The organism is Runella sp. R0.1_18 (assembly GCF_057652155.1).
In genome coordinates, this window is record NZ_JBYFCK010000017.1 from 76,845 (window position 1) to 89,439 (window position 12,595).

At 40.4% G+C, this 12,595-nt stretch carries 6 protein-coding genes; all 6 read left to right on the forward strand.

Features of this window, described 5'->3' with window-relative positions:
* The first annotated feature begins 273 nt into the window (after positions 1–273).
* The 6 genes from AC23P2_RS23930 (at position 274) to AC23P2_RS23955 (ending at position 12,574) form a co-directional block, all read left to right on the forward strand.
* Positions 274–2,163 carry a tetratricopeptide repeat-containing sensor histidine kinase gene (locus tag AC23P2_RS23930; protein ID WP_487775541.1) on the forward strand — a complete coding sequence of 630 codons (1,890 nt, stop codon included), beginning with the start codon at positions 274–276 and terminating at the stop codon, positions 2,161–2,163.
* A gap of 96 nt (positions 2,164–2,259) precedes the next feature.
* On the forward strand, positions 2,260–4,350 hold the full coding sequence (locus AC23P2_RS23935; RefSeq protein WP_487775542.1) for a tetratricopeptide repeat-containing sensor histidine kinase: 2,091 nt from the start codon (positions 2,260–2,262) through the stop codon (positions 4,348–4,350).
* Between the two features lie 80 nt (positions 4,351–4,430).
* Positions 4,431–6,551 carry an ATP-binding protein gene (locus AC23P2_RS23940; RefSeq protein ID WP_487775543.1) on the forward strand — a complete coding sequence of 707 codons (2,121 nt, stop codon included), beginning with the start codon at positions 4,431–4,433 and terminating at the stop codon, positions 6,549–6,551.
* A 221-nt stretch (positions 6,552–6,772) separates the two neighbouring features.
* Positions 6,773–7,852, forward strand: coding sequence for a hypothetical protein (locus AC23P2_RS23945; RefSeq protein ID WP_487775544.1), 1,080 nt, complete (start codon positions 6,773–6,775; stop codon positions 7,850–7,852).
* 418 nt (positions 7,853–8,270) lie between these two features.
* Complete coding sequence (locus AC23P2_RS23950) at positions 8,271–10,811, forward strand: hypothetical protein (protein WP_487775545.1); 2,541 nt, start codon at positions 8,271–8,273, stop codon at positions 10,809–10,811.
* Between the two features lie 122 nt (positions 10,812–10,933).
* Positions 10,934–12,574 (forward strand): spermidine synthase, encoded by a 1,641-nt coding sequence (locus AC23P2_RS23955; protein ID WP_487775546.1) that lies wholly within the window; start codon positions 10,934–10,936, stop codon positions 12,572–12,574.
* Positions 12,575–12,595: the final 21 nt, after the last annotated feature.

Sequence of the window (12,595 nt, forward strand, 5' to 3'; positions counted from 1 at the left end):
AAATAACAATGCCTTTTTAAAAAAAAACATATATGATAAGCGTGATAACGTTTTGGCTAATTTAACGTCGCTCCTTTTAATAGATAAACCATTAACTTTGATAACGTAAAAGACCAAATAGTATATTTTTATTATATAGTATATAGTTTTGAAAATAATTGAGTTAGACTAATGATTTTTTGCCATTCTTTCTTCTATGAATTTGTTTTTTGCTGAAGTTTATTTGAAATGCCACAAGAGCCACTTCTATTGTATGTAAAATGTTTGTAATTTATGAAATACTCATTTCTTCTCTTTTTATTGATGTATATTTCTGAGATAGGATATGCACAAAATAAATCTTTTAACTCTTTTCGTGATTATCTAGTTTTTGCGTGCGATTTTGATAACTATAAGATGCAATTAGAAACAAATTCTAAAAGTGAATCATTGTATTTGTCGATTGCCAATCAACTTAAAAAACAAAACGATTATGAAAAGATCGATTTAAAGAAAATGAGCCTGATTGTAAAACAAGCTTCAAAACAAAAATCACAACTTGGTTTGGCAATGGCTTATTACATACTTGGAAGAGAGCATACGATTGATCAAGATGATTCTTTGTCATACAGTTATTTAACAAAAGCTGAGAAAATTTTTATAGCAAGTAATGATACTACAGGAATAATTCACTGTTCCAAACTGTTGCGAGCCCATACAAGAAGAGCAGACATAAATTTGTCAAAATATTATTTTGAAAGAGTTGTTACACTAGGTCAATATTCAAAGTATCCCATTGATAATTATATGTATTATTTACTTATAATGGCCTGTGATCCTTATTTAAAGCCTCAACCAACTGAAACCGAAATTGAACAGGCTTTAAGTAAAACGATAAAGATAATAGATACATACCCGCATTTTGAATACATCCGAGCCAATGTTTACAAAAATATTCAAGAAGGGTACCGACGAAAGGGAAAGTACGAAAAAGTACTTGAATACGCCCTGAAGGTGATGACTCAAACAAATAAAAAAATTGATTTTATGGACTATCAATACTTGGGTAGTGCCTATCTATCTGTAAAAAAATATGACCAAGCAGTAACTGCACTGGAAGAGGCGGAAAAGCGGATAAAAATTGAAAGACCAAGGGCGCTCATTCGACTTAGAAATATCTATTTGTCATTAAAAAAAGCTTACTACGAACAAGGAAACCTAAAAAAAAGTATAAAAACAGATGAAACATACGATAGCCTAGTTAGTATTATTCGAGACAATGACCGAAGCGTAGCCCTGTTTCACCTGCGAGAAAAATACTCATTTGCTGACAAAGAAGCGACACTCAAAAGACTAGCTTTAGAAAAAGAAATAAACAACTCACAAAAAAGGCTTTTGATTGGAGGTCTAATAATGACACTCATATTGGTTGGAATTGTACTTTTTTTCTCAATAAGGCTTCGGAAAACCAATATTAAATTATTGCGCCTTCAGCAGGCAAGAGACAAGTTTTATACCATCATTGCGCATGATTTACGCTTACCTATGAAAAGCCTCAATGACATGGGTATATTGTTACAACATCTTATTAAAGAAGGAAAAGTTGAGGAATTAGATAGAGTTATTAAGCAGATTGAAAAAATGAGGTATCAATCAAATTTGCTTCTAAATAACCTGTTTGAATGGGGGAAAAGTGACTATTTTGTTAATCAATCTGTAACACGCCCTATTGTCTTTGAAGCGCTTGTCCCTTTGCAAACAATATATAACTACTACTTTCCTTTTGCAGAGTCAAAAGGAGTATTGTTAGAATTATCACTACCATCCTCCTTGCTACTTTTGGCTGATCAAAAAGGATTTGAAATAGCCATCAGTAATATACTTGACAACGCCCTAAAACATACAGCACCTGGTGGAAAAATTATGATTAAGGCATATAAAAGTGACCGTAAATTTCGCCATCATTCAATTGTCATTTCTGATACGGGAGGTGGAATTACACCTAAACAATTAAACTACTTACAACAAGTATTTTTGTGGAAAACAAAGCCAGAAGTAGGTATTCAAGGGCTAGGGTTAGGTATAATTTTGATTTACAACTTTGCCCGAAAAAACAATATCAATATTCATGTAATGAGTGAAATTGGGGTAGGAACTTCATTCAAACTAGTCTGGAAAAGTTAGGTGGTTAAGTACTTTAATTTTCAAAAATTTGTCATAAATTAAATCCCTCACTATTATATTAAAATTGCTTTTTTATAAGATTCAAGTCAATAAATTATGAAATTCGTTGTTTTTGTATCTTTTTATTTGTTCTCAATTGGGTTAGTATATACTCAAAATATTCCCTTTAAATCTTTTCGTGATTATCTTCCTCCTGCATCTCGTTTGGATAGTTTAAAAGAAGTGAAACGTAAAAGTAAGCTCAATCCTCAATCGAGCCAATACCTGCATTTATTGATTGCCATTGAGTTGGGCAAGTCACAACGTGATGATTCAATCACTACGGAAGAGTACAATAAAATAGTACAATTGGCTACCAAGTATAAATCAACCTTGGGGCTTGCCATGGCAAATTATATCATGGGCTTGTATAACTCAACTTGGCAAGAAGAGGTAGCTTATGAATACATGATGAAAGCACAAAGTCAGTTTGCCCAACTGAAAGATACGTCTGGCATAGTTCAGTGTCTTGGTTGGTCATTGCGACAATTTACACAAGATGACGCAAGCTACGGCCCATTTATTAAAAAGGATTTACTGAAAATGAATCAGGAGAATTATGCTAAGTTGGTGGCCCTTTCCGAAAACTCAAAGCATGCCATTGACAGGTTTACGTACTATCGTACTGTTCTGAACAGTCCTCCATCTTTTTCCCAAGAAAAAACCGAAAAACAACAAATGGAAGCCTTCAGGGCCGCCAATGAAATATTGGACACAAACCCGCACTTAGCATACTTGAGAAAAGCAATTTATCGAGCTGCGCAACAAGGTTACTTAAATGCGAAAAAATTTGATAAACTTTTGGAATTGGGTTTGAAAATACTGAATCATCCTGACATTAAAGCTACTTACCCAGATTATAGAAACGTAGCCAATACTTTCACACATTTAAAAAAATATGACAGTGTTATTGTCTATATGAAGGAAGCGATTAGGCGAGTCAAGATTGAAGACCCTAAGAATATAAAGGCATTACGAGGAATGAACAGGCGTTTAAAAAACGCATATTTAGAGATAGGCAATTGGAAAGAGGGTATAAAGGCATACGACGAATACGACAAGTATAATAACCTGGTTCGTGACAATGACCGCAGGTTGGCCGTGTATGAAATCAAAGAAAAGTATTCTTTTACCGAAAAAGAGGCCGAACTGAAACGGTTATCCTTAGAAAAGCAAGTAGCCGAAAGCCGAAATCAACTACTCCAAGCACAATACGAAGCCGAAAAACGAGAGGCTGTTTTAAAAAATCTAGCTTTGGAAAATCAGGCAGCTGAAAGTAAGGCCAAACTGCTCCAAAGTCAGATAGAAGTTCAAAGCAAAGAACGTACCCTCCAAATAGCAGAGGAACAAAAACAGTTTTTGCTTGTTGGTTTTTTAGTTGCTTTGGGGTTGATTGGAACGATTCTGGGTTTTTCAATAAAACTGCGGCAAACCAGTACAAAACTGTTGGAGTTACAGCAAGGCCGTGATAAATTCTATACCATTATAGCGCATGATTTACGTACCCCCATCAACAGTCTCAATGCCATGGGCGGCTTGTTGCCACACTTGATTCAAGAAGGTAAAAAGCAAGAGTTGGAGAGAGTAATCCAACAAATTGAATCCATGAGACAAAAGACCAACCTACTGCTTAATAACCTATTTGAATGGGGTAAAAGTCAGTATTTTACGCCAGATGTGGCGGAAGTTCGTCAACAAGTGGATGTAGTACCTTTGCTGGCTGAACTACACCAAACCTATCTTCCGATTGCGCAATCCCAGAAGATTGATTTGTTAGTGGATTTACCAGCGAGTCTTGTTACAGAAATCGCCCCCAAAGGGTTGTTGATGACGGTGCGAAACTTACTAGACAATGCCATCAAAAACACAGCAGAAGGGGGGGAGGTTTCAATCCGAACCAGTTCACCTGCTGTGGGTAAGGCTTCCAATGGTCTAACAATCACGATTACGGACACAGGAAAAGGTATTGCCCCAGACCAACTCCATTATTTACAGCAAGTATTTGCAGGGAAAGTCAAACCCGAAGTAGGGATTCACGGGCTGGGATTAGGCATGGTATTGATTTACAATTTTGTGCAGAAAAATAAAACATCCTTATCCGTCGAAAGTGAAGTCGGGAAAGGTACTTCTTTTAGATTAGTTTGGTAGCTTTAATGTCGATTCTAACTAGCAGAGCCTCTTTTTATGACGTGAGGGCGAAGTACATATTTTTTAAAATAAGAATTATTATGACCCTTAATAAGCGTATTGTGATAAAGTGCCTGATACTTTTTTTGGGTTTAATAGGTTTTGGCCAGTGGGGATATACCCAAAGTAAATCCTTTGTGTCTTTTCGTGACTATCTCGTTCCCGCTTTTCGTTTGGATAGCTTGAAAAAAGTAGAACGAAGCATGTCGCCCAACTCACAGTCGAGCCAATACCTGCATTTATTGATTGCCATTGAGTTGGGCAAGTCGCATCGGAGAGATTCGATCAGTACGCAACAGTACAATAAAATAGTGCAATTGGCCACCAAGCATAAATCAACCTTGGGGCTTGCCATGGCAAATTATATCATGGGTATTTACAATTCATCGTGGCAGGAAGATCTTGCTTATGAATACATTATGAAAGCACAGAAGCAGTTTGCTGAACTGAAAGATACGTCAGGTATAGTGCAATGCCTTAGTTGGTCACTGAGACATTTTATACAAGATGACACAAACTACGGCCCACTGAGTAAAGAAGATGTGTTGAAAATGAATCGGGAGAATTATGCTAAGTTGGTGGCCCTTTCCGAAAAATCAAAGCACGCCATTGACAGGTTTACGTATTATCGAATTGTTCTGAACAGTCCTCCATCTTTTTCCCAAGAAATAACCGAAAAACAACGAATGGAAGCTTTCAGGGCCGCCAATGAAATATTGGACAAAAAACCGCACTTGGCATACTTGAGAAAAGCAATTTATACGGCTACTCAACAAGGTTACTTTTTTATTAAAAAAACAGACAAATACTTGGAATATGCTTTAAAAACACTTAATTATCCTGGCATCAAAGCCATTAGTCAGGATTATAGAAATGTGGCTGAGGCTTACATAAGGTTGAAGAAACCCGACAGTGTGATTGTGTATCTGGAGGAAGCAATCAGGCTGATTAAGATAGAAAATCCAAAGAATATAATGGTATTGCGGTGGATGAACAGGCGTTTAAAAAACGCATACTTTGAGATAGGCAATTGGAAAGAGGGTATAAAGGCGTACGATGAATACGACAAATATAATAACCTGATTCGTGACAATGACCGCAGGTTGGCCGTGTATGAAATCAAAGAAAAGTACTCCTTTACCGAAAAAGAGGCCGAACTGAAACGGTTATCCTTAGAAAAGCAAGTAGCCGAAAGCCGAAATCAACTACTCCAAGCTCAATACGAAGCCGAAAAACGAGAGGCTGTTTTAAAAAATCTAGCTTTGGAAAATCAGGCAGCTGAAAGCAAGGCCAAACTGCTCCAAAGTCAGATAGAAGTTCAAAAGAAAGAACGCACCCTCCAAATAGCTGAATCCCATAAAGAACTTTTGTTTGGTGGTTTGCTGGTTGCTTTGGGGTTGATTGGAACGATTCTGGGTTTTTCAATAAAACTGCGGCAAACCAATACAAAACTGTTGGAGTTACAGCAAGGCCGTGATAAATTCTATACCATTATAGCGCATGATTTACGTACACCCATCAACAGTCTTAATGCCATGGGCGGCTTGTTGCCACACTTGATTCAAGAAGGTAAAAAGCAAGAGTTGGAGAGGGTAATCCAACAAATTGAATCCATGAGACAAAAGACCAACTTACTGCTTAATAACCTATTTGAATGGGGCAAAAGTCAGTATTTTACGCCAGATGTGGCGGAAGTTCGTCAACAAGTGGATGTAGTACCTTTGCTGGCTGAACTACACCAAACCTATCTTCCGATTGCGCAATCCCAGAAGATTGATTTATTAGTGGATTTACCAGCGAGTTTTGTTACAGAAATCGCCCCCAAAGGGTTGTTGATGACGTTGCGAAACTTACTAGACAATGCCATCAAAAACACAGCAGAAGGGGGGAAGATTTCAATTCGAATCAGTTCAGCTGCTGTGGGTGAGGCTTCCAATGGTCTAACAATTACGATTACGGATACAGGAAAAGGTATTGCCCCAGACCAACTCCGTTATTTACAGCAAGTATTTGCAGGGAAAGTCAAACCCGAAGTAGGGATTCACGGGCTGGGATTAGGCATGGTATTGATTTACAATTTTGTGCAGAAAAATAAAACATCCTTATCCGTCGAAAGTGAAGTCGGGAAAGGTACTTCTTTTGAATTGAATGTAGAGGGATAAGGAAATATAACTCACTTCATTGTGAAAAAACAAAAATGGTAAACAATATGACGTAATGGCTAAATTTGTGGTTCATTTTTTGATAAAAAAACGATATTAATAGTCAATAAATGAAAAGCTTGTTTATCATTTTTTGCGGATTATTTATATCTGTATCTATCCATGCTCAAAAATTGCATGTACTATTTGTAATTGATGGTGAAGATACTAATTTTGGTTTGATGCAATTACGCAATGAATCAGATATACTTTCAATCCTAGAAATTGTAGAACGGGAATTGAGTTATAAAATGGAGGTAATCCACCTTTCAAAGCAAAAATTTACTGCCAATAATCTCCATCAAACCATTGATAGTCTTCCCACTGGCGAAAATGACATCGTAGTCATATACTATGCTGGCTTTGGCCTTCTTCCTCCCAATAAAAGTAGTCTTTTTGCCCACTGGAAACTACGAGACAACCCAACCATTGGGTTATCAGTAGATGAGGTGGCTAGTTGGCTGGAGGCCAAGCAAAAAGCCCAAAAGCTGCACTTGGGATGGATTGTATCAGAGTATAGTGCACAAAGCATTCATTCTCCCCAACGAGTAATCGATACCCTTGGAGTGTCGATGGAATATCGTAAGCAGGTAGTTAAAAAACTGTTCTTAGGGCATTCTGGTATCGTCAAAATGGGGAGTTCGTTACCTGATGAGCCTTCTTGGGTCAATGAAAACCACAGTGCGTCATTGTTTACTGAGTCGCTTGTTCGTGCGTTTGAGCGGATGCTTATGCCATTGGATTCCAGTGTTTTACACCATGTATCTTTTCGTCAGTTTCATACCTATTCCTCTTCGTATCTAAATCGGTTTTTCAATGAGATGCCCATAAGCCAAACCCCTGTTTTGGAAATGAAATCTTGCGAAGGAAGCACTTTGAGGAGTGGGATAGTAGTACCTTCCGATTCTTCAACAGTGCCTGTCAAAGTGTTGGGAGGGTTACTTAATTCGTTGGCGCATAACAAAGACCCACTTCAACGTCAGCAAATCAAACAACAACTTGCTTATTATTTCACCCCTGATGCCACCGTCAGGGTTGTTAGAATGTATGGGATGAACCGAATCCCAAAACCAAAAGAATATACTTTGGGGGCGTATTTGGATACCATACATCTGCCTGGAATGAATCCAAGTACCCAAGAAATACTACCCAACATGATGTATTTATATATAGGTAAAATAGAAACCGATACCACTCTTCTCAAATCGCCACTTGTTAAACGCCTGTCGTTGTCCGAAATATGGGGCAATGTTGCTCACTAAGGTCTTGCTGCTACTGTAGGTGATTTATTTGCCCAATTCTTTAAATATGGCATGAAAATTGTGAAAGGATATGCTCCTTTGAAGTGCCTATAAACTTCCTATTTTTATCATAAAAAGAAATATTTTTACTCCATTTTTCTAATCATAAAAGTTAAAAATAGGGGTATATATCTAAAAAATAGGCGCATTTTATGGCCGCTATATTTCTTTCAATTGGATTAATCTCTTCATATACCCAAAATAACCAAAACGATAACCGATATACCGATTTGGCTAAATCGTCGGATTAGTTCTTGTTACAAAAAAGCTAGGTAGTTCATAGTTTTTTCGAACAAATTTATTCTGAAATCGTATGGTTGTTTTTTTACACTTCCGTTGCTCCAAATACCTCTTGACAACACTTCTATTTCAGTTGTGTATGCTGACTGGAATCTTGAGGTCTTATGCACAGACCGAAACCTTTCCTTCGGGCTCGTACATCATCAACATGGGGATTACCCCGCAAACCCAATCTAATGCCCTGAGGCCCTACGGGTTGATTTATGATTTGTTGAAAAATGACAAAATCCCTGTCAAATGGGTCATTAGCCAAACCAAAGGCATTGATGGTATAGACTTTAGCCACCAAGGGGTAGATTTTCGAGGCGGGACGTTCATTATTCCAGCCTCTTTTCGAAACGCATCGGTGAATGGCAAAATTAGCAGCTATGGCGTTTCGGGGATAACCACGACAAGCCCGTTGACGGTAAACGTAACTTATACCCTCAGGTCAGCACCCCGCTGGACGTTGGACGACCAAAATGGAAAAATCGCTGAAGGTTTTTTCAGTCAGGCGGGGATTCCATCCTCGGCTTATAACTTTAAAGACCCCCAGTCATTGGGAGGTTGCGATGATATTTTTGTGATGCCCCACGCCGATCCCAAATGGAGTACCCACAGCAATTTATACAATTGGAACCGTACGCAGTTTGGGGCGATTTGGGCGGGTTGCAAAGCTGTTTCGGAATTGGAGAACATGAACAATGGCAGTTTGCAAACCAACTTCTTGGCCACCAACGTAGGTGGCGTTGGCAATGCCTTGGTTTTTTCGGGTTCACACGCTGATGGAAGTCCCCCTTACACTCGTATTAACCCAAGTAGTCCTGCTTCGCAATACATGGGCTCGACAGATGCAGCTCACCCTGGAGGTGCTGAACAAATCTACCTTCCCAAGGCGGGGGGCGGCTGGCGGCCCACGACCCAAGTTATTGCTTTCGACCCTAGTCAATCCAACGTCCCAGGGCTATCGCCTGGGCCAGCAGCCGTGATTGTCTTTGGTCGTGGTTTTGGCCTCAACACTTCAGGCTATGTGATGTACGAAGCAGGTCACGACATCAAAAAAGCAGGTGGGACGGCCAGCATCGCCGCCATTCGTGCCTTTTTTAATTTCAGTCTTTTGTCTTCTGTTGACAAAGTACCTTTTATCAGTGTGGCAAGTGTTCCTACAACCATGTCAATAGGTGTTGGCTATGCCGTTAGTGTCACGGCTAACTCTCCTGTATCTTCTCCGCTTACTTATCAATGGACGAGTAGCTGCGGGGGTACTTTTGCCAATGCCTCGGCTGCCAGTACTACATTTACCCCTCCCAATGTGGGTAGCGTCACCTCTTGTATGATTACCGTCACAGTGTCCGACGCCTGCGGCAGGCAAACCTCCACTGCCACGCCTATTACCATTCAGCCGTGCAGCCAATCGGTCACTTCTACTGTAACACCGCTGTGTACTGGTGCTACCAATACGGGGGCCATTGCTATGACTGTTACGGGCGGCACTGCACCCTATACCTATACATGGACTCGCTCGGGCGGTGGCTCTGGTTCGGGCAACGGTACTACCATTTCTGGTCTTGCTGCGGGTACTTATACCGTTACGATTACCTCTTCTACTGGATGTGCCAATACTTTTACTGCTATAGTGGGTACGTACCCTGCCATTGTCATAACACCAACAGTCACTCCAGTGGCTTGTAATGGCGGTGCTACTGGTTCTATCAGTTTGTCGGTTTCGGGTGGAACGCCAGGCTACACTTACAATTGGGGCAGCGGCATTACTACCCAAAATCGCAGTGGTCTAACGGCTGGTAACTACAGCGTGACTGTCACCGACGCCCAGGGGTGTACTGCTACCGCAAATAGCATCAGCGTAACCCAACCCGCACTAATCAGTGCGACACCAACCGTAACAAACGTGGCTTGCTTTGGCCAATCTACAGGAGCAATCACACTTGCAGTCGCTGGCGGAACCGGTCCCTATACCTACCAGTGGAACGATGGGGCCTCTACCAAAGACCGTACCAATATCCCTGCGGGCACATACAGTGTCACCATCACAGATTCAAGAAGCTGTACTGGAACAGTCACTAACATTTCCGTTACGCAGCCTTCTGCCGCCCTTACGGCTTCTTTGTCAAAAACAGAGCCAACCTGCGGAGCCACCAACGGAAGTGTGACGGCGACAGTATCGGGTGGCACGGGGCCTTATACTTACGACTGGAACGGTACGCCAACGGGCGACGGAACCGCTACTATCACTGGCTTGGCCTCGGGGAATTATCAGGTCACTATCACCGATGCCAGAAACTGTACTTTTATTGCTACCATCACTTTATCAAATGTCGCCACAATGGTATTGACTACCAATGTAACGCCTCCAACTTGCCCGCCTGGTTCTAATGCACCTTTGGGTACAAACGGGGTCATTGATTTGGTGGTGAGCGGTGGTACAGCCCCGTTTACCTATGCTTGGACAACTCCGAACGGAACAGGTCTTGTGCCAACAGCTCAAGATCAATCAGGCTTGTCCACTGGAACTTACAACGTAACCGTGACGGATGCCGTAGGATGTACAGCAAGTACTTCAGTGACACTTACTGCAATAAACCCTTCACCTGTCAAGCCAGTAACCATAAACAATAATTAATTTTTAAACCGCTCCAACGAGGTAGTAACACCCAAAAATTGGCGTTTAAAAGCACATCAATTGATTGTGTAAACTAGGGGTAGTGTAGAATAAAAAATGGAAATGTTAAAAAAATATTTCAAATGGAAAGAAAACTAAATATCAAATCTAGTACTTCTATTCAAGTTGATGTGCTACCTAAAAGTCAAAGGAAACTGTTGCTTATAGTTTCCTTTGTGGAAGGAGCTGCAGTTATGATTATAGAGTTACTGGGGGCAAAGATTGTTGCACCGTTCTATGGTACATCAATGTATGTTTGGGCTTCTGTATTGGGAATAACACTCATTGCTCTTTCTGGCGGATATTTCGTTGGGGGCAGTGTTTCTAATAAATACAAAGACAAAAGCCCACTGTTTGCCATACTTGCTATGGGGGCGATATTCACAATCGTAGCTCCAAGGATTGCGCCAACTATAATGATGGCTACGGCGGATTTTGGGGTGCGTATTGGCTCATTAATTTCGGTTTCAATCTACCTATTACCGCCTATTTTTTGCATGGGGATGGTGTCTCCCATCATCATACAGCTTATTAATCAATCGCAGGAAAATGCGGGTCAAACCGCTGGTACCATCTATGCCATTTCTACTGTTGGGGGCATACTCGCTACGTTTCTTGCGGGTTTTGTGCTCATCCCCGAACTAGGTATTCAAACCACTGCGACTTTTACTGGGCTTGTACTAATGGGTTTTTCGGCAATCGGTATGTTCAGCCGAAAACAAAAAATGCAAGCTGTTCTCACCTTTGGCCTTTTTGTTTTTTTCGTTCCGTTTGTCTATAGCCAACCTACCGCTGATCCAGCAATTACAGTACAGTATCAGTCGAGCGGTATCTTGGGTGAGTGGACGGTGGTAGATCATAAAGGTTTTGCCAAAGATGGTCGCCCAGTGAACACAAGGCAATTGTTACTCAATGGAATAGACCAAACTTTTACCAATGTGGGTATCGAGCCATTTTCAGTATGGAGGTATCCCCATAAAGTGACGGCTTTAGCAGGGATAAAGCCAGCTAAAAGCAAGGCTTTGCTATTGGGAATGGGCGGGGGAAGCATTGCCCATAATTTGATTCGACTCGGATTTGAACTTGATATTGTGGAATTGGACGAACGGATTCCGTATATCGCTGAGCAATGGTTTGGATATAATCCAACCTCTGCTAATCTGGTCATTGATGACGCACGTCATTACATTCGACATACCACAAAAAAATACGATGTAGTCATATTGGATATTGTCAATGGAGAGGTACAGCCCTCCCACATGTTTACAATAGAAGGTCTAAAGGAGTTAAAGGCTGCATTAAATAAAGACGCATTGGTGATTGTGAATTTTCAGGGTCAGCTGGATACAGATGATTTAGAACTTTCACGTGCGCCCCGTTCGGTTATCAAAACTTTTGAATCCATTGGATATAAAATGTTTGCGGTTAAGAATGAAAAAAAATCAATATCTGCTGATTTATTAATCTATGGTACTCCTGGTTCATTAAATATCCAAGAGGCACTTAGCCAAAACTTAAGATACAACGATATTCTACCCAATGACCATTTTTCCGTGGCAGATTATGTCCCAATATCAGGGTATGAATTAGGGGACGTAGAGGTGATGACTGATGACAAACCGAACTTAGAATTATTGAATACTCCTACTGTTTTGAATTGGAGGAAAAATAAGATTGAGTACACCGTAAATGGACTCATCAAAAAAGGGGTACCTATTTACTAACCAGCAATAAAGAATTTTATG

Bases quoted from the DNA above. Each gene is read 5' to 3' on its own strand.
- AC23P2_RS23930 (WP_487775541.1), top strand. From the start codon at position 274: ATGAAATACTCATTTCTTCTCTTTTTATTGATGTATATTTCTGAGATA.
- AC23P2_RS23935 (WP_487775542.1), top strand. From the start codon at position 2,260: ATGAAATTCGTTGTTTTTGTATCTTTTTATTTGTTCTCAATTGGGTTA.
- AC23P2_RS23940 (WP_487775543.1), top strand. From the start codon at position 4,431: ATGACCCTTAATAAGCGTATTGTGATAAAGTGCCTGATACTTTTTTTG.
- AC23P2_RS23945 (WP_487775544.1), top strand. From the start codon at position 6,773: ATGCAATTACGCAATGAATCAGATATACTTTCAATCCTAGAAATTGTA.
- AC23P2_RS23950 (WP_487775545.1), top strand. From the start codon at position 8,271: ATGCTGACTGGAATCTTGAGGTCTTATGCACAGACCGAAACCTTTCCT.
- AC23P2_RS23955 (WP_487775546.1), top strand. From the start codon at position 10,934: ATGGAAAGAAAACTAAATATCAAATCTAGTACTTCTATTCAAGTTGAT.